14 protein-coding genes are annotated in these 18,078 nt (G+C 70.0%); 6 read left to right on the forward strand and 8 right to left on the reverse strand.

What is annotated here, in order from left to right:
- Nucleotides 1-4 precede the first annotated feature (4 nt).
- The 4 genes from O7604_RS26975 (at nucleotide 5) to O7604_RS26990 (ending at nucleotide 5,207) form a co-directional block, all read left to right on the forward strand.
- Nucleotides 5-775 carry an ABC transporter permease gene (locus O7604_RS26975; RefSeq protein ID WP_269706808.1) on the forward strand — a complete coding sequence of 257 codons (771 nt, stop codon included), beginning with the start codon at nucleotides 5-7 and terminating at the stop codon, nucleotides 773-775.
- Nucleotides 772-1,587 carry an ABC transporter permease gene (locus O7604_RS26980; protein WP_269706809.1) on the forward strand — a complete coding sequence of 272 codons (816 nt, stop codon included), beginning with the start codon at nucleotides 772-774 and terminating at the stop codon, nucleotides 1,585-1,587. Before O7604_RS26975 ends, O7604_RS26980 begins: the two co-directional genes overlap by 4 nt.
- Nucleotides 1,580-2,428, forward strand: coding sequence for an ABC transporter ATP-binding protein (locus tag O7604_RS26985; protein ID WP_281578193.1), 849 nt, complete (start codon nucleotides 1,580-1,582; stop codon nucleotides 2,426-2,428). The genes O7604_RS26980 and O7604_RS26985 overlap by 8 nt, the downstream gene beginning before the upstream one ends.
- A gap of 376 nt (nucleotides 2,429-2,804) precedes the next feature.
- Nucleotides 2,805-5,207 carry a phosphoketolase family protein gene (locus O7604_RS26990; protein ID WP_281578194.1) on the forward strand — a complete coding sequence of 801 codons (2,403 nt, stop codon included), beginning with the start codon at nucleotides 2,805-2,807 and terminating at the stop codon, nucleotides 5,205-5,207.
- Between the two features lie 113 nt (nucleotides 5,208-5,320).
- Here O7604_RS26990 and O7604_RS26995 read toward each other — a convergent pair whose 3' ends face one another.
- Entirely contained in the window at nucleotides 5,321-7,285 is a 1,965-nt protein-coding gene (locus O7604_RS26995) for a right-handed parallel beta-helix repeat-containing protein (RefSeq protein ID WP_281578195.1), read from the reverse strand.
- Between the two features lie 54 nt (nucleotides 7,286-7,339).
- Nucleotides 7,340-8,998 (reverse strand): CocE/NonD family hydrolase, encoded by a 1,659-nt coding sequence (locus O7604_RS27000; protein WP_281578196.1) that lies wholly within the window; start codon nucleotides 8,996-8,998, stop codon nucleotides 7,340-7,342.
- A 98-nt stretch (nucleotides 8,999-9,096) separates the two neighbouring features.
- Here O7604_RS27000 and O7604_RS27005 point away from each other — a divergent pair, with 98 nt between their 5' ends.
- Nucleotides 9,097-10,626, forward strand: coding sequence for a glycoside hydrolase family 43 protein (locus O7604_RS27005; RefSeq protein WP_281578197.1), 1,530 nt, complete (start codon nucleotides 9,097-9,099; stop codon nucleotides 10,624-10,626).
- Nucleotides 10,627-10,643: 17 nt separating this feature from the next.
- Here the strand turns inward: O7604_RS27005 and O7604_RS27010 are convergent, their stop codons facing one another.
- The 6 genes from O7604_RS27010 to O7604_RS27035 all read right to left on the reverse strand — a co-directional run bounded on the left by O7604_RS27010 (nucleotide 10,644) and on the right by O7604_RS27035 (nucleotide 17,693).
- Nucleotides 10,644-11,513 carry a carbohydrate ABC transporter permease gene (locus O7604_RS27010; RefSeq protein ID WP_281578198.1) on the reverse strand — a complete coding sequence of 290 codons (870 nt, stop codon included), beginning with the start codon at nucleotides 11,511-11,513 and terminating at the stop codon, nucleotides 10,644-10,646.
- On the reverse strand, nucleotides 11,510-12,463 hold the full coding sequence (locus tag O7604_RS27015) for a sugar ABC transporter permease (protein WP_269707118.1): 954 nt from the start codon (nucleotides 12,461-12,463) through the stop codon (nucleotides 11,510-11,512). Before O7604_RS27015 ends, O7604_RS27010 begins: the two co-directional genes overlap by 4 nt.
- Before the next feature lie 70 nt (nucleotides 12,464-12,533).
- Nucleotides 12,534-13,793 (reverse strand): ABC transporter substrate-binding protein, encoded by a 1,260-nt coding sequence (locus O7604_RS27020; protein WP_269706816.1) that lies wholly within the window; start codon nucleotides 13,791-13,793, stop codon nucleotides 12,534-12,536.
- Between the two features lie 345 nt (nucleotides 13,794-14,138).
- Nucleotides 14,139-14,894, reverse strand: a complete 756-nt coding sequence (locus O7604_RS27025; RefSeq protein WP_281578199.1) for an SDR family oxidoreductase — start codon at nucleotides 14,892-14,894, stop codon at nucleotides 14,139-14,141.
- Nucleotides 14,895-15,025: 131 nt separating this feature from the next.
- A complete protein-coding gene (locus O7604_RS27030) occupies nucleotides 15,026-15,967 on the reverse strand; it encodes a phosphotransferase (RefSeq protein ID WP_281578200.1) in 942 nt (313 codons plus the stop codon).
- Nucleotides 15,968-16,367: 400 nt separating this feature from the next.
- Nucleotides 16,368-17,693, reverse strand: coding sequence for a polysaccharide pyruvyl transferase family protein (locus O7604_RS27035; RefSeq protein ID WP_281578201.1), 1,326 nt, complete (start codon nucleotides 17,691-17,693; stop codon nucleotides 16,368-16,370).
- Between the two features lie 238 nt (nucleotides 17,694-17,931).
- On the opposite strand from O7604_RS27035, the gene O7604_RS27040 reads away from it, so the two are divergent.
- Nucleotides 17,932-18,060 (forward strand): hypothetical protein, encoded by a 129-nt coding sequence (locus O7604_RS27040; RefSeq protein ID WP_281578202.1) that lies wholly within the window; start codon nucleotides 17,932-17,934, stop codon nucleotides 18,058-18,060.
- The last annotated feature ends 18 nt before the right edge of the window (nucleotides 18,061-18,078 follow it).

Raw genomic sequence — 18,078 nt, forward strand, 5'->3', positions numbered from 1 at the left:
GCCGATGCGCAAGATCCTGCTGGGTGCCGTGGGCCTGCTGGGGTTCCTCGTCGTCTGGCAACTGATCCCGACGCTGGGACTGGTCGACCCGCACGACCTGCCGTACGCCACCGACGTGTTCGGCCGGCTGGTCCAGGAGGTCCGTGACCTGGCGTTCTGGCGGCGGCTGCGGCTCACCATGACGTCGTGGGCGATCGGCCTGGCGCTGGCCACGCTCGCGGCTGTGGCACTGGGGACCGTGGTCGGGATGGTGCCGTTCCTGCGTCGCGCCACGCACACGACAGTCGAGTTCCTGCGACCGGTGCCGTCGGTCGCGCTGATCCCCCTCGCCGTGCTGATGTTCGGCCTGCAGATGCGCGCCGCACTCGTCATCATCGTCTACGCGGCGTTCTGGCAGGTGTTCGTGCAGGTGATCTACGGTGTCGCCGACGTCGACACCGTCGCCCGGGACACCGCGCGAAGCTTCGGCCTCACCCGCGCCGAGCGCCTGCGCTATCTCGTCCTGCCGACCGCGCTGCCGTACCTGATGACCGGCCTGCGCCTCGGCGCGGCCGTCGCTCTCATCCTGGCCGTCACCGCGGAGATGGTGATCGGGAATCCCGGCCTGGGGCGTTCGATCGAGCTCTCCCGCTCCTCCGGGGACGCCGTCGGCCTGTACGGCCTCGTCGTGGTCACCGGGCTCCTCGGCCTGCTGGTGAACGTGGTGTTCCGTTTCGTCGAACGCCGCTCGCTGGCCTGGCACCAGTCGGTGCTCGGGGACGAGGCGGCCCGGTGACCGCCCTCGGCGCGGGCCGGGCCCGTCCCCGCGACCTGGGCGTCAGGGTCGCCGAGAACGTCCTGTCGGCGGTCGGGTTGCCCGTCCTGCTCGTGGGGCTCTGGGCCGTCTGGTCCACCCGGTCGACGAACCGGTTCCTCGTCGGCCCCCGCGCGCTCCTCGACGCGTTCCGGCAGACCTGGATCGGCCCGGCGTTCGTTGACGACGTCCTGCCGAGTCTGTACCGGCTCATGATCGGCCTGTTCGCGTCGATCCTCCTCGGCGTCGCCGCCGGCGTCGTCATCGGCCGGCTCCGCCCGCTCCGCGAGATCCTCGAGCCACTGCTGGAGTTCTTCCGCGCGATTCCGCCGCCCGTGCTGATCCCGGTCGCGATGCTCCTGCTCGGCATCACCGACACCATGAAGGTGGTCGTCATCACCTCCGGCGCGATCTGGCCGATCCTGCTGAACACGATCGAAGGCGTACGGGCGACCGACAGCGTGATGACCGAGACCGCGTACTCGTTCCGGATCTCCCGGTGGGACCGGCTGTGGCGGCTGATCCTCCCGTCGGCGAGTCCGCGCATCATGACCGGCGTACGGCAGGCGCTCTCGGTGGCCCTGATCCTCATGGTGATCTCGGAGATGTTCGCGTCGTCGGCCGGCCTCGGTTACCGGATCGCCTACTTCCAGCGGAACTACCTCATCGCGGAGATGTGGAGCGGCATCCTCCTGCTCGGCCTCATCGGCGTCGTCCTCGCCGTGGTCTTCGGTGTCGTCGAACGCCGTGTCCTGCGCTGGTACCACGGAATGAAGGAGGTCACCCGTGCCTGACGGAAGCCCGCTGCTGCGGGTCGAGCACCTGCGGAAGGTCTACGCCTCCGGCCGGGGCGAAGTCGAGGCGATCGGGGACCTCAGCTTCACCATGGACCCGGGTGAGCTGCTGTGCGTCGTCGGTCCCTCGGGCTGCGGGAAGACCACCCTCCTGAAGTGTCTCGCCGGGCTGCTCCGGCCCACCAGCGGCCTCGTCGAGATGGAGGGATCGCCGGTGACGGGCCCGAGCCCGGCGATGGCGGTGGTCTTCCAGGAGTACGGCCGCAGCCTCTACCCGTGGCTGACGGTCCGCGGCAACGTGGAGCTTCCGCTGCGCCACAAGAAGCTCTCCCGCGCCGAACGTGCCCGGATGGTCGACGACGCCCTCCAGGCGGTCGGGCTGCCGGAGTCGGCGCGCAGCCACCCGTGGCAGCTGTCCGGCGGGATGCAGCAGCGGGTGGCGATCGCCCGCGCCATCGCGTACCAGCCGGAAGTGCTGATCATGGACGAGCCGTTCGCCGCGGTGGACGCGCAGACCCGCGCGGACCTGGAGGATCTCGTCCGCGAACTGCACCTCACCCGCGGGATCTCCACCGTCTTCGTGACGCACGACATCGACGAGTCGGTGTACCTGGGCCAGCGCGTGCTCGTCCTGTCGAACTCGCCGACCCGGGTGCAGGAGGACCTCGCGATCGACCTCCCGCGGGAACGCGACCAGCTCACCACCCGGGCCCTGCCCCGGTTCACCGAACTGCGGACCCACGTCTACGAGCAGATCCAGCGGGCCAAGCGCGAGCCCGGCCGCGGCGCCGCACCCGGCGCCGTGACCGCACCTCGCCGGCCCCGGCAACGGGTCACGTAGCCACCGGCACGCCCGCGTGGCGGACGCTTGTGTTCCGGTCCGCCGACGGCACCTGGGTGTGGGGCTTCCACCTCCGGCCGGACGGCGCGGGCACCCGGCCCATCAGCCGTAACCGGATCTCGTAGGCGGCACGCCCGGGGCCGGGCCGGGTACCGCCTGGTGGTGGACCCGGGCAGCCTGATCATGGAGGGTCGGAGGCTGCTGGGCATCGAGCAACGCGCGGAAGGTACGCCGTGAACGTGCTCGCCCGGAGCGCCGCGGCGGTCGCAGCCGAGGGCCGAAGGTCCTTCGACTTGCGGCCTGCGGCCCCCCGCGGCCGATCCCGTTTGGTCCTAACCTGAGTCCGGACAGGACGAGATCAGTGAAAGGAAGCACGGTGACCACGGTCGAATCCGAACTCCGTACGCTCGCCGAACTCGACGACACCGAACTCGCCGGTCTGGACGCGTGGTGGCGGGCGAACAACTACCTGACCATCGGGCAGATCTACCTGCAGGGCAATCCGCTGCTGCGCGAGCCCCTGGCGGCCGAGCACATCAAGCCGCGTCTGCTCGGCCACTGGGGAACCAGCCCCGGTCTGTCCCTGATCTACGCGCACGTGTCCCGGCTCATCCGCCGCACCGGCCAGCAGGCGATCTACCTGGCCGGTCCCGGTCACGGCGGCCCGGCGCTGGTGGCCGCCGGCTACCTGGAGGGCACCTACAGCGAGATCTACCCGGCGGTCAGCCAGGACGAGGCCGGGATGCTGCGCCTGTTCCGGCAGTTCTCCAGCCCGGGTGGCATCCCGTCGCACGTGTCGGTGACCACCCCCGGCTCCATTCACGAGGGCGGTGAGCTGGGCTACGTCCTGGTCCACGCGTTCGGCGCGGTCATGGACAACCCGGACCTGCTGGCCATCGCGGTGGTGGGCGACGGTGAGGCCGAGACCGGGCCCCTGGAGGGTTCCTGGAAGGGCGTGTCCTTCCTCAACCCCGGACGCGACGGCGCGGTCCTGCCGATCCTGCACCTCAACGACGCCAAGATCTCCGGTCCCACGGTGCTGGGGCGCAAGGACCCCGAGGAGGTCCGCCACCTCCTGCGTGGCCACGGTTACGACGTCATCGAGGTCGAGGGCTCCGACCTGCCCGGCATGCACCACCGCTTCGCCGCCGCCCTCGCCACCGCCTGGATGAGGATCCGCGACATCCAGACCGCCGCCCGTGACGGTTCCTGGGACGGAACCCGCCCGACCTGGCCGCTGATCATCCTGCGGTCGCCCAAGGGCTGGACCGGCCCGGACACCGTCGACGGGGTCACCGTCACCGGGACGTGGCGGTCGCACCAGGTGCCGCTGTCCGGCGTCAAGGACAACCCGGAGCACCTCGCGCTGCTGGAGCGCTGGCTCAGGTCGTACGGTCCGGAGGAGCTGTTCGATTCCACCGGTGCGCCGGTGGCGCTGATCCGGGACCAGGCCCCCGACGGTGACCTGCGGATGAGCGCCAGCCCGCACGCCAACGGCGGCCTGCTGACCCGGGACCTGGACCTGCCGGACTTCCGTTCCTACGCGATCGAGGTGCCCCGGCCGGCGCAGCAGCGGGCCGAGTCGACGCGCAAGCTGGGCGAGATGATCCGCGACATCTACACGCGCAACGCCGACCGGTTCCGGTTGTTCTGTCCGGACGAAACCAACAGCAACCGCCTCGGCGGCGTCTTCGACGTCTCCGACCGCGCCTTCATGGAGCGGGTGACGCCGGAGGACGTGGCGATCAGCCGCGACGGCCGGGTCATGGAGGTGCTCAGCGAGCACAACTGCCACGGCTGGCTGGAGGGCTACAACCTGACCGGCCGGCACGGCATGTTCGCCACCTACGAGGCATTCGCCATGGTCAGCGCCTCCCAGACGGTGCAGCACGGCAAGTGGTTGCAGGAGGCGAAGCACCTGCCGTGGCGCGCGAAGGTGCCGAGCCTCAACGTGCTGCTCACCTCGACGGCGTGGCGCAACGACCACAACGGCTTCTCCCACCAGGGGCCGGGCCTGATCCAGGTGGTGCTCACCCAGCGGGGCGACGTCGCCCGGGTCTACCTGCCGCCGGACGCCAACACCCTGCTGTCGGTGGCCGACCACTGCTTCCGGTCGCGGTCGTACATCAACCTGATCGTCATCGACAAGCAGCCGCAGCTGCAGTACCTCTCCATGGACGAGGCGATCGAACACTGCGCCCGCGGCGCGGGAATCTGGGAGTGGGCCGGCACCGACGACGGCACCAGCGACCCCGACATCGTCCTCGCCTGCGCCGGTGACGTCGTCACCATGGAGACCGTCGCGGCGGCACAGATCCTGCGGGACCGGCTGCCCGGTTTGAAGGTGCGCGTGGTCAACGTCGTCAACCTGATGACGCTGGTCCGGCCGAAGGACCACCCGCACGGCATGAGCGAGACCCTGTTCACCGAGCTGTTCACCGACGACGTGGACGTGGTCTTCTCGTTCCACGGCTACCCGGGCGCGATCCACCAGCTCGTCCACGGCCGCCCGGACGCGGACCGGTTCCGCGTGCGCGGCTTCATCGAGCAGGGCACGACCACCACCCCGTTCGACATGACGGTGCGCAACAAGGCGTCGCGCTACCACCTCGTGATGGACGCCATCAACAACGCCAAGCGTCTCCCGCGCGGCGCGGCGGACCTCAAGGCGTGGTGCCGCAGTCAGCTCGACCGCCACGAGACGTACGTGGTGGAACACCTGGAGGACATGCCCGAGGTCCGCGACTGGGCCCTGGGCGACTGGGCCGCACGCGGCTGAGGTCAACCGGTACGAGACGGTGGCGCCGGTACGTCGGCGCCACCGTCTCCGTCTTCGCCTCGGACGGGCGGCCGCGGTCGTCACCGTGGCCGCACGTCCGCGCGGGTCCGCCGTCAGAAGACGCGGGTACGGCGCGTCCCGGACGCCAGGCCCGCGATCGGGCCGACCGCGCCGTCCCGCCCGGGTTGCCGGGGCGCACCGGTGAGGTCGGTGTCCATGACGGCGGGGCTGCCGTCCGCCTCCTCGAAATCCGCGTCGGCGCACCGGACCCGTTCCAGGTCCCGGCCGGTGACCACACCGACACGCGCCTCGTCGAACGCGCCGGGAAGGTCGGTGACGAGCCAGACCCCGTCACCGTCGTCGACGACCGTCGCCGACGCGGCACCCAGCACCCGTGGCTCGCGCTCACCGTCGAACGGCCGGGCCCCGGCGGCGTAGGCGTTCGCGCGGGCGTACACCGGTTGTCTCACGTCGGCGTACTTCTGCTGGTCGCTGGGCGGCTGGTCGGCGAGGCGGGCCAGGTACTCCTCGAACGACGCCGGATGGCCGTCGTATCCGGCGGTGCCGACCAGCGCCGGCCCCTCGCCCTCCGCACCCGGCCCGTAGGCCGCGCCCGGGTCGCCGCCCAGGAAGAGGTTCCCCACGTATCTGTCGTCGCCGCCGTAGACGACCGCGTACCCGGCGACCTGCGTGCTGTGCGGCAGGTGGTACGGCGTGGCGCGGTCCATCACCGGCTCCAGCCGCACCGTGCCGCAGATCAGGTTGCAGACGAAGGCGCCGCCCTGACTGAACAGCTCCAGCGCGGCGGGCGAGCCGAAGATGTTGTGGTCGACCAGGTAGGGGCCGTGGCTGACCTCGACGAAGAGGTCCCGGGAGTTGTCGTGGTAGACGTTGCGGGACAGCCGGGTGCCCTGCGCCTGCCAGTCCAGCCAGGTGCCGAGCGAGCAGTCGTGGATCCGGTTGTGCCGGATCACCACGTCGATGGCCGCGTGCAGCTTGATGCCGGCGATCTCGTACCCGTAGAACTCGCGCTTCACGCCGATGCGGTGGATGTGGTTGTCCTCGATGGTGGAGAACGCACAGCCGAGGTGGCCGACAATCGCGTTCTGGCCGCAGTCGTAGATGGTGTTGCGGCGGATCACGTGTGAGCCGATGTGCTCCCGGTCCCACCCGATCCGGCGGGCCGCGAAGACCGACTCCAGCTGGTACTGGTAGCCCGGCTTGTCACCGCGCAGCGCCGAGAAGTTCTGCCCGGTCGAGCCCTCCTTCCCGATCGAGATCGCCGCGCACTTGGCGTCGTGGATCACGTTGTCCTCGATGACCCACCCCTTCGCCCAGCCGGGCCCGATCAGGCCGGGCTGGTCGGCGGTCGGCGGCGCCCACGGGCTGGCCGCGTGCGCCAGCTCGAAGCCACGGACGGTGATGTAGTCCCGGTGCGGCTGGTCGGGGTAGAAGACGCTGCGGCGTGCGTTGATCTCGACCAGTTCCGTGTTCGGGTCGGCGCCCTGGAAGTTGGCCCAGATCGTCGTCCGCTCACCGACCTCGGCGTACCAGACGAGCCGGGTCTGGTCGGGGTCGCCGATCGGCTGCGTCACCCGGGTCCAGTCGTCGACGACCTCGGTACGCCGGGGCGGATCGTCGACCTCCGCCCGGCTCCCCACCTCGAAGAAGCTCAGGCCGTTCAGGTAGACCTCGCCGAGGTGCCGGCGCGGCGCACCCGGGCGGTAGACGATCCAGTCGCCGGTCACCTCCTCGGCGAACGGGTTGAACGAGCCGAACAGCGCGTTGTCGACGACCGCCCGCCACACCGTCCCGTCGAGCGGCTCCCAGCCGGTGACGCGTTCCGATCCCTTGATCACCACGTGCTCGCCGGGCGCCGCCTCGTAGGTGATGCGGCGGGAGTCGCTGAGACCGCCGTGGCGTGGCTTGACCCACTCGCGGTACTCCCCCGCGTGCACCACCACCGTGTCGCCGGGCTGCGCGACGCGCGCGGCCCGGTTGATCGTCCGGAACGGCCGCTCGGCGCAGCCGGCGGCGCGATCCGAACCGCTTGTCGCCACATGGAACACCGATGCCATCCGGGAGCCCTCCTTGTCGGTTGGTCGAGATGCCTTCGGCGCGCCCGTCCCCGGTCACGTGCACACCGGCAGGTCGATCGCGGACGGGCGGGCGCCGTCGTGGGAGATCTCCTGGTGCGCCCGTACGGTCGTGGTCGCGGTGGCGGCAGGCTCGCCGCTTCCGGGATTGCGGGCGTAGCGCGGATGCGCCCCGGAGCTGACCTGCACCGCGACGCGGTGGCCGGCGGCGAAGCGGTGGAACGCCGGCCACAACGGCACCTCCAGCTCGACGAAGCCGTCCTCGTCGGGCCGCGGGTCGGTGGCCGCGGTACCGGCGCCGCCGATGCGGCGGATGCCGTCGCACACGCTCATCGAGCGGCCGTCGGGGTGCACGTCGCAGATCCGGACGAACACGTCCGCGCTGGCCGCCGTCGAGCGGAACCGGACGCGGGCGATCGGCTCCCCGGCGAGGACGACAGCGCGATCCAGCGGTGGACTGCGGAACACTGCCACGTCCGTACGGCGTTCGTGGGCGCTGTTGTCGACCGGCCCGCAGGACGGGCCCAGGCCGGGACCGCCGAGTGCGGGTGTGGGCCGATCGGGATCGTAGGTGTAGCGGGTGCCGCCGCCGTCGGGGCGGGCCGGGTCGAGCAGCCCGGACGGGTGCAGGTACCACCGCTGCGCCGCGGTGCCCGGCGGCGGCCACGCGGACAGGTCGCGCCACTGGTCCGCGCCGGTCAGGAAGGCGCGTACGGGCGCGGGCCGGGCCGCCGGCGCGCCGGCGAAGAGTTCCTTGAGGAACGCGACCGACTCGGCGAGGAACGGGCTCTGCTCGCCGCGGTGGCCCCACGGGCCGATGGTCAGCCGGGGCGGGCGACCGGCGGCGGCGAGCTGGGCGTAGTTGCGCAGCTGCCAGGGAAGGAACAGGTCGTACCAGCCGGTGGCCATGTACACGGGTGCGGTGACGTCCGGCACCGACGCGGTGTGCGACTGCCGGGCCCAGTAGTCGTCGGTGAGCTTCTCGTGGGCCAGCCAGTCCTGGTACCAGCCGATCGGGTGGCCCGCCACGGTGGAGTCGCCGCGCGACAGCGGCAGGACGTCGAAGGCTTCGGCCAGCTTCCGGTCCGGCCGCCGGGCGAGCCGCGCCCGGACCAGGGCGCCGCGCATGCCCCGCAGGGCCATCAGGCGCGACCAGCCCAGCGAGCCGCCCAGCGAGAAGGCGCCGTTGGTCCAGGTGACCGCGCCGAAGTCGGCCATCGTCACGTTCAGGCAAAGTGCATCCGGGGCGTTCCCGGGATCGTCCCGGCACATCCGTCCCGCCACGGCCCACTGGGTGTAGCCGAGGTAGCTCTCGCCGTACGTCGCGACAGTGCCGGTGAACCACCGCTGGCGGCGTACCCACCGGTGGGTGGCCATGCCGTCGCGCTGCTCGTCGAGCTGCGGCCGGAAGGTGCCGCCGGAGCCACCCGTACCGCGGCAGCTCTGCACCAGCACCGTGAACCCCTCGCCGGCCAGCGCCGGCGCGTGGGTGAGCGAGCCGTACCGGCCGTACGGCGAGCGGACGACGATCGTGGGCAGCGGCGGTTCCACCGGGCCGGCCGGCAGGTAGAGGTCGGCGACCAGCTCGACGCCGTCGTCCATCGGCACGCGCAGCCCGCGCCGCACCGTGAAGGGGTACGGGCTGCCACGGGCGCGCCGAAGCCGGCCGGGCAGTCGGCGGCGAAGGCTCGTCATCGGCCGTCCCCGGTTCCGGAGCCGCCGCCCCGCGCGGGTTGCCCGGGGCGGTACGCGACATCGACACTCATGCCGTGCCCGTACGAGAAGGAGCGGAAATGGAACCGGAGCCCGCGGACGGCGGCTACCGCAACCCGATCCTCCCGGGCTTCTGGCCCGATCCGAGCATCTGCCGCGCCGGTGACGACTACTACCTCGTGTGCTCGAGCTTCGAGTACACGCCCGGCGTCCCGATCTTCCACAGTCGCGACCTGTTCACCTGGCGGCAGATCGGCAACGTGCTCGACCGCGCCGATCAGCTTCGGCTGCCCGCCGACACGCTTGCCTCGCGAGGCATCTACGCGCCGACGATCCGCCACCACGACGGCCGGTTCTGGGTCGTCACGACGAACGTCACGCTCGACCGGCACCTGATCGTCACGGCGACCGATCCGGCCGGCCCGTGGTCGGATCCGGTCTACCTGGACCTGCCCCACGTGGACCCGTCGCTGGCGTGGGACGACGACGGCACCTGCTGGATGACGGTGTCCGGGGTCGAGTCGTACCGGATCGACCCGCGTACCGGAGAGGTCTTCGAGGGGCCGGTGCCGATGTGGTCGGGCACGGGCGGCCAGTACCCCGAGGCGCCGCATCTGTACCGGGTCGGCGACTGGTGGTACCTGCTCGTCTCGGAGGGCGGCACCCACACCGGCCACGCGGTGAGCGTCGCCCGCGCGCGCTCGCCGCGCGGGCCGTTCCAGCCCGGACCGGCCAACCCGATCCTGACGCACCGCGGCACCGACCGGCCGGTCCAGGCGACCGGGCACGCCGACATGGTCGAGGCCACCGACGGCAGCTGGTGGATGGTCCTGTTGGGCATCCGCCCTCGGGGTCAGTGGCCGCCCTACCACGTCCTGGGGCGGGAGACGTTCCTGGTGCCGGTGCGCTGGGTCGACGGCTGGCCGGTGGTCGACCCCGTCTCGTCCGGGACCGGCGAGGCGGGGACCAGCCGGTGGGAGGACCGGGACGACTTCGACGACGATCGGCTGGGCGCACAGTGGATCTCTCCCCGTGACCGGCCCGCCTCGGCGTGGTCGCTGACCGACCGGCCGGGCTGGCTGACCCTGCACGCGACCGGCGACAGCCTCGACCGCGCTGGCGCCACCGTCGTCGGCCGCCGCCAGCAGCACCACGACTGCCGGGTCAGCGCCCGCGTCGATCCCGGCTCGGGCCGATCCGGCCTGACCGTCCGGATCGACGAGGCCCATCACTACGACCTGGAGATCGCGCGGGGACAGGCGCGGGTCATCGGCCGGGTCGGGCCGTTCCGTCAGGTGTTCGGGGAGTGTCCCGTCCCGGCGGGGGCGGTGACGGTGGCCCTGAGCATCCGGACCACCGACGTGCTGCCCCCGACCGTCACCTCGTCCGACGCTCTGGCGCAGGCGGGCTACGTGGGCGTCACGGCCGCCGGCAGCGACACGATCAGCTTCGAGGTCGAGACCGGGGACGGCTGGTCGTGTCTGGCGGAACTCGACGGTCGCTACCTGTCCACCGAGGTCGCGTCCGGGTTCACCGGCCGGGTCATCGGCATGTACGTCACCGAGGGGACCGCCAGGTTCGACTGGTTCGACTACCGGCCGGCCGGCTGACGGGACGGCACGGGACCTCACCCCTTGAACGCGCCTTCCATGATTCCCTGCACCAGACGGCGCCCGACGAAGACGAACAACACCAGCAGCGGAATGGTGGCCAGGAAGGAGCCGGACATGGCCAGGCCCAGATCGATGTCCCGGTTCTGCTGCAGCGCCTTGATGGCGATCTGGACGGTGTAGTTCTCCGGCGACTTCAGGACGATGAACGGCCACAGGAAATCGTTCCACGCGTAGACGAACGTGAACAGCCCCAGCACGTACGCCGCCGGCCGGACCAGCGGGAAGGCGATCCGCCAGAAGATCTGCCAGGTGGTCGCGCCGTCCACCCGCGCGGCCTGCATCAGCTCGTCGTCGATGGTGCTGCCGATGTGCTGGCGCATCCAGAAGATGCCGAACGCGCTCACCAGCCCGGGAACGATCACCGCCTGCAGGCTGTCCACCCAGTCCAACTGGGACATGATCAGGTACTGCGGCACCACCGCCAGCTGCGCCGGCACCGTCATGGTCAGCACGACGATGAGGAACAGCGTGTTGCGGCCCGGGAAGGACAGCTTGGCGAAGGCGAATCCGGCCAACGCGCAGAGCACCGCCTGGCCCACGGCGATCGTGCCGGCGACGATGACGCTGTTGAGCAGGGACTGTACGAACGGCACGATGGTGAAGACCAGCTCCGCCAGGTGCAGGAAGTTGCCGCCGGGCGTGAGGGTCGGGGGAAGCGTCGTCGCGGTGGCGGAGTCCGTCGTCGCCACCACGAACATCCAGTAGAGCGGGAAGACGCTGACGAGCGCCATGAGGGTGAGCAGCGCGTACACCGGGATCGAGACGCGGTTGGCCTGGCGCCGCCGGGCCCGCCGGGGCGCGGCGGTCGGTGCTACGGGCTTCATGGGCGCTCCGAACGGATTCGGGTGGTCAGCAGATAGTTGAGGGCGGAGAAGGCCACCACGATGACGAAGAGCGCGACGCCGACCGCCGCTCCGTAGCCGAAGTGGAACTGCCCGAAGGACTGCTCGTAGAGGTAGAGGGTGACGGTCTGGCACTGCCGTGCCGCCCCGCACGTGAGTCCGCCCACCGGGTTGACCAGCAGCGGCTCGGTGAAGACCTGCAGCCCGCCGATGGTCGACGTCACGACGGTGAACGCGATGATCGGCCGCAACGAGGGGATGCTGATGTGCAGGAACTGTCTCCAGCCGTTCGCGCCGTCGGCGGCGGCGGCCTCGTACAGTTCCCGGGGCACCGCCTGCAGCGCGGCGAGGTACAGCAGTGTGTTGTATCCGGTCCAGCGCCAGGCGATCATCGTGGCGATCATGATGTGGCTGCCCCACAGCGACGCCGTGAAGTCGATGTGCGCGAAGCCCAGCAGCCCGAGAAACCAGTTGATCATGCCGTAGTCACGGTCGAACATCTGGGCGAAGACGATGGTCGTGGCCGCCACCGAGGTGACGTAGGGAACGAGCACCGACATCCGGAACAACGCGGCCAGCCGCAGCCGCGCGTGGTTGAGCAGGTGCGCCAGGCCGAGCGCCAGGAGCAACTGCGGCACCGTCGAGAGCACCCAGATGCTGAACGTGTTCCGCAGCGCCCCCCAGAAACGCGGGTCGTCCAGCAGCTCGGAGAAGTTGTCCAGCCCCACGAAGCGGTGCTCGCCGATGGGATCCCAGTCGAACAGCGAGATGTAGAAGGTGAACAGCAGCGGGAACAGGCCGAAGATCAGGAACAGTACGAAGAACGGCGAGATGTACGCGTACGGCGCCAGGAACTCCCGTACGCCCTGCTGGATCCGCCGGTTGCGAGCGGGCCTGCGGACGTCCGGTGGAACCGGGGCCGGGCCGAGCATGGTGGTCAAGGCGTCACCCTCCCGATGGGCGGCGGCCGGGCCCGGCCCGGCCGCCGCACTCAGCCCTCCGTCATTCGCGTACGGCGTTCTTGACGTTTTTCAGCGCGGTGTCCCAAGCGTTCGCCGGGTTGACCTTGCCCTGCTCGACGCTGGTGAGCGTGTTGAGGAACTCGGTGCCGATGGGACCGTCCTGCGGCCCGAAGTAGAAGGGCTTGATCCCGATCACCGACTGGGTGTAGATCTTGCCGATCGGCGCGTTGCTGAAGAACGGGTCGGTCTTCCCGACCAGCTGCGGGTCCGTGTAGACCGAGGGCGTGGTGGGCAGCGACCCCTGCATCAGGAAGTGGTCCAGCTGGCCCTTCGGCGACTGCATCTCGTTGATGTAGTTCCACGCCGCCTTCGCGTTCTTGGCGCGCTTGGGGATGGCGAGGAAGCTGCCGCCCCAGTTCCCCGAGCCACCGGGAATGGTGGCGATGTCCCACTTGCCGTTCGTCTCGGGGGCGTTCGTCTTCATCTGGCTGAGCATCCAGGACGGCGAGCACACCACGGCGTAGTCGCCCTTCTTCATCGCCGCGGTCCAGCCCGACGAGAACGACCCCTGCTTGGCGGAGATGCCCGCGCCGAAGGCCTTCAGCGTCACGTCGAACGCCGCCTTGACCTGCTCGTTGTCGTAGTCGAGCTGGCGGTCGGCGCTGTAGTAGCGCTGGCTGCCCTGGTTGACCGCCTGGAAGAAGACGCTGGTGGGCGTGTTGTCCACGAACGGCTTCCCGGTCTTCTGGACGTACTGCTTACCGACGTTGATGAACTCGTCCCACGTCGGCCAGAGCTTGGAGACCTCGTCCCGGTCGGTGGGCAGGCCGGCCGCCTTGAACAGGTCGGTACGGTAGGCCACCGCCAAGCCGCCGACGTCGGTCGGCACACCGATGATCTTGCCGTCCTTCGTCGTCGACTGTGCCATCACCCAGTCGAGGTAGTTGCCCTTGATGTCGTTCGCGCCCAGCGTGGTGAGGTCGACGAAGTTGTCCGGGGACTGCATGAACTTCGGCAGGTCGTCGGCCTGGATGAGCACCAGGTCGGGCACCTTGCCGCCGGCCAGCGCGGCGGTGAGCGCCTGCGCGGTCTCGGTGGTGCTGCCCACCTCGGTGAGCTTGATGCGCACATCGGGGTGCGCCTTGGTGTAGACGTCGACGTCGGCCTTCTGGTTGATGTTGGCGAACGACCAGAACTCGAAGGTCTTCGAGTCCGACTCGCCGTCTGATCCCCCACAACCGGCAAGGAGGAGCGCGGCGGCGGCGATAACTGCTGTGGCGGTGGTCCGGACGCGTTTCAACGGCCCTCCAGCGGTGTGATCGTGAGCAGCGGTGGTGGGGTGGTGGTGGGTTCTCGCCGGCGGCGGCGCGCAGGCAGAAGCCGACGGGTGGCCCCACCGACGGGTCAGCCGTTGTCCCGCGGCCGGTGAGGTCGCCGCCTCCGAAACTTATCGAGATATTTGCATGCCATGATTTTGTGCGCTGAGGCTACTAAGTGCTCCGGCATCCGTCAACAGGCCCGCTGCCAGCACGAGCGCTTGACGACACTGCGGATTCCTGAACCGACACAGCACCGAAAGTTTCGGAACAAGGAGCGTAGCTCCGCGCGACGGACACCGGCGCCCCTCGCATCCGCTCCCGGACAGCTACCGGCCGTGGGTCGCCCGCGTCCGCCAGTCGTCGAGGCGGGTGGCGGCGATGCGGGCGCCGTCGGCGGGGACGAGCGAGCGTTCGGACAGCGCGGCACCGAAATACCGGGCGCCGGGGTCACTCACCACCGATCGAGGATCCTGCCGGGCCGCGAGGGTGGATCGTCCCAGTTCGTCGAGGCGGAACTGCTCCGGACCGCCGACCTCGACCACACCGTTGGCCGGCGCGCCGACCACGACGTCGGCCACCGCGGCCGCCACGTCGTCCGCCGCCATCGGCTGGATCAGCACCGGCGCGAGGTGCACGGTGTCGCCGTCCGTGGCGGCGTCGACGATGCCCTGCAGGAACTCGAAGAACTGTGTGGCGTGCACCAGGGAGTACGGAAGCCCGGACGCGGTGACGAGCTTGTCCTGGGCGACCTTCGCCCGCATGTAGCCGCTGTCCGGAAGCCGTTCCGAGCCCACGACGGAGAGCACCACGTAGTGCCCCACCCCGGCGTCCGCGGCGGCGGCAAGGAGGTTACGCGTGGACGTCTCGAAGAACTCCAGTGCGGCGCCGCCCTCGAGCGACGGCGAGTTCGACACGTCGACAACCGCGTCGGCGCCGGACAGCGCCTCCGCCACCCCCTCACCGGTCAGCGTGTTCACGCCGGTCTTCGGCGACGCCGGCACCGCCTCGTGGCCCTGGGCGCCGAGGATCTTCACGAGTTTGGAGCCGATGAGCCCGCTGCCACCGATGACGACGATCTTCATGATCGAGCCCCTCCCTGTCCGCACTGGCTGAGTCGCGCTGCAACCAGTAGGACGGAATCCCGGGGCGGACGCAGGAAATTGCCGAAAGAGCTCGGCCCGGCTCGTCCTGGTGGTGGCTGGTTACCGACGTTTCACGCTGTCGCATGCCCCCTGCGTGCCCCGGAAGGCTCTTTGGCCGCCAGGCGGTCGAGCCATCGATGCGCATTCTCCAAGCCCACGTCGTTGTCGGCCATGCTCGTGATTCCGGTCAGATCGTCGGTCACAAGGCGGCGGGCGAAGTAGTCGGCCTGCACCGCCCAGCGAAACCGGAGCATGGCCGGCAAGCCGTGTTCCACCTCGGCGCGCGTCATCGTCTTGTTCTCCAGGTATGCCTCCACCAGGTAGTCCGCGTTATCGATTCCGCCGACATACATCACTGCCGATGCTAGGTCGTACATAAGCGGACCGCTCATCGCGATACTCCAGTCGATCAGTCCGCACTCTCCCGACTTGCGGTCGAGCCGGAATGCCTCTGGAGCCGGATCGGTGTGTAACAGGCCCCACGACAAAGACCCGACATCAAGCGCCTCGTAACCGGCAAGGGCGGCCGCCACGGAGGGTTGGACCCAAGGACGGACCAGCAGATGCGGCGCCCGCGGATCGACCCAGTGGAACCGGTCGGCATCCTTGATCGTCACGCTTCTGAGTGCTGCGTGCACCCGCGCCAGGGTTGCCCCGATCAGCCGTTGCTCGTCCGGCCTCCTGCCGATCAGCCCGCTGCCTGCGACCCAGTTCAACAACGCGAGCGGCACTCCGTCGACGTCGACGACGATGCTTCCGCGCCTCGTCACCAGCGGGGTGCCAGCCGCAACGCCTGCCCTCTCGACATGAGCCGCGACCTCAAGGCCGCCGATGAAGGGCCGGCGCGATCCCGGCGCAACTGCCTTGGCTACCCACCGTTCACCGCCCTCGGAGACGAACCACGTCGCCGAGTTCATTCCGCCGTTGTGTACCTGAACCGCCGCGTTCACCAGTCCCCAATGGGCCACGAGACACGCACGCAGCTTCCCGCCATCGATCACGAGCAGAGTCAAACACCATCCACCGCAACCGGCCACGAAACTTCTGACCTCACCGAGTGCCACCTCACCGACGCGGCCGACGTGCGCCTCTCCCGCGACACGGGCTGGTGGCCGAGCGGCCCGGCCGGCTGCCGGCCCACCAACGATCAACTGTCTGTCGTTCTGCGGCGGCCTGCCGGGTTTCTCGATGTCCGCACCAGCCGCCGGGCATCAGGCATCGCCAAGGCGGCAGCGGCCGGCGCGCGCCGGGGCGGCAAAGCGTGCGGCCCGGGGCCGCTTTGAGGACGGGCCGGGGGCGTACACACGCAGCTTCGCCATGCACTGCGCGTACCCGGCGGAACCGCTGCTGGACGCGGCAGGGTGCGGGCCGGACGGCGGGTGATCGACGTCGGCTATCCCGGGCCTGCGGCCGTCAGCGCGACAGCATCCGGCGGACCCGGCCGCCCACCGCCTGCTTGACCTGCTCGCGCAACGGCTGCGCGCGGCGCGTCTTGAGCTTCTGCTGCAGCGTCTGGTTCTCGTCGCGCAGCCACTGCATGCGCGCCAGCAGTTCGTCGGTGGTGTAGGAGGAGGCCGGCCGGACCGCCTGCGGGTAGACGGTTCGGCGGACCTGCTCGTCGAAGCGGGTGGCGCTGTCCCCGTCGGCGAACGACAGGCCGAGGTCGTGCTTGGCGAGGAACGCGCTGATCCGCGCGAAGCGCTCCTTGTGGCCCTCGTTCAGGGCCGTGTAGTCGGCCTCCTCGTAGAGTTGGGCGGCGTCGAGGTCGGCCGGTACGTCGCGCATCAGCCGGTGCGGGATGCCGAAGTAGCGGGCCAGTTCCAGGGTGCGCGAGTCGTGTGCGAGGAGATACCCGGGAGTGCCGGAGATCAGCGCCGTGATGGTGCCGTGGATCCGGGTGCCGAAGGCGAAGTCGAACCCGGAGAGATACTCCATCCAGGGCCACGGGTCCATGAACATCCGCACCTTGTCCTCGGCGAAGAGCGGGTGCGAGGTGTGGATGGGCATGTCGTCGGTCTTGCCGCGCAAGTTCGGTGCGTCGCCGTAGAGCAGGGTGCCGAGGGCGTACAGGCCCTGCGCGATGTAGCACAGGTTCGGGTAGCGCTGGTGGTGGTGGCGGACGAGCGGGGCCAACGCGCGGACGTACGGCGAGATGACGAACGCGAGCCGGTCCTCGGTGTTCAGGGTCGCCTTCGCCTTCTCGACCCGGAGGCTGTCGCCGTGCAGGAACATCGACGGACAGCCGATCTGCTCGACGGCGGAGAAACCCAGCGAACGCAGGTAGTTCTCGCTGATCTCGCCGCGTACGCCGATGCTGTGCGACCGGTCCAGCACCGCCCGGCAGAACGCCTTCACCGGCTCGTCGATCGGGCGCAGGGACTCCAGGCCGCCGTCCACGTCGGTCTGCGCCCCGACCCCGAGCACCACCACCGGGATCTTGAGCCGCTCGATCAGCCGGGCCATCGAGGTCAGCCGGTTCGCGTAGTCGTGGCGGAACGCGTTTGCCAGCGGGATCACAAAGACGTCGTACTTCTCGTTGATCTCGTCGGCATCGCGCGGGTCCGCCCGGAACCGCGACGGGGTGATCTCCGCCGTCGAGGTGGCCAGCAGCTTGTGCGCGGCGTGGCTGAAGACCAGGTTGCCGCTGTTCTTGCCGATCCAGTCCCGCTCGTAGGTCTCCTCGGCGGTGACGACGTCGAACGGGCCCTTGCGGGCTCGCAGCAGGATCCGCTGGTGCATTCGGGGTGTCCATCCTTCGTTTCGGACGCCACGGCGCCCGGCGAGGCCGAAGCGGCGCGACCGGCCGAGCACGGCCCCGTTCCGTGCAGGAGCAGAAATCCTACCGTCTCCACGTCGGCTCGGATCCCACGTGGCGGCCGTCACGTCGGCCCGAAGGTGGGCGGGGATACCAGCCAATAGATGGGCTGCGGAACTGCGCCTGAGGCGTGTTTCATATGTCGGTCAGAGTCATCCGCTGATGATCGTGATCGTCAGGACGGCCTGTAACCGGACGGCCAACTTGTCGTGGCGGGTGGCAGCCTCCAGCTATCGACGTCTGGTCATCGGCGCCACCACCCTCGGCTACCTGGTAGACGACTGGGCCTGAATCTCTCGCCAGGACGGG

It is taken from the genome of Micromonospora sp. WMMA1947 (genome assembly GCF_027497355.1).
GTDB lineage: Bacteria > Actinomycetota > Actinomycetes > Mycobacteriales > Micromonosporaceae > Micromonospora.

What these genes read in the sequence shown, in the direction of transcription:
- O7604_RS27035 (WP_281578201.1), bottom strand. Translation starts at nt 17,693, where the DNA reads ATGCACCAGCGGATCCTGCTGCGAGCCCGCAAGGGCCCGTTCGACGTC.
- O7604_RS27005 (WP_281578197.1), top strand. Translation starts at nt 9,097, where the DNA reads ATGGAACCGGAGCCCGCGGACGGCGGCTACCGCAACCCGATCCTCCCG.
- O7604_RS26975 (WP_269706808.1), top strand. Translation starts at nt 5, where the DNA reads ATGCGCAAGATCCTGCTGGGTGCCGTGGGCCTGCTGGGGTTCCTCGTC.
- O7604_RS27040 (WP_281578202.1), top strand. Translation starts at nt 17,932, where the DNA reads ATGATCGTGATCGTCAGGACGGCCTGTAACCGGACGGCCAACTTGTCG.
- O7604_RS27025 (WP_281578199.1), bottom strand. Translation starts at nt 14,894, where the DNA reads ATGAAGATCGTCGTCATCGGTGGCAGCGGGCTCATCGGCTCCAAACTC.
- O7604_RS27000 (WP_281578196.1), bottom strand. Translation starts at nt 8,998, where the DNA reads ATGACGAGCCTTCGCCGCCGACTGCCCGGCCGGCTTCGGCGCGCCCGT.
- O7604_RS27015 (WP_269707118.1), bottom strand. Translation starts at nt 12,463, where the DNA reads ATGCTCGGCCCGGCCCCGGTTCCACCGGACGTCCGCAGGCCCGCTCGC.
- O7604_RS26995 (WP_281578195.1), bottom strand. Translation starts at nt 7,285, where the DNA reads ATGGCATCGGTGTTCCATGTGGCGACAAGCGGTTCGGATCGCGCCGCC.
- O7604_RS27010 (WP_281578198.1), bottom strand. Translation starts at nt 11,513, where the DNA reads ATGAAGCCCGTAGCACCGACCGCCGCGCCCCGGCGGGCCCGGCGGCGC.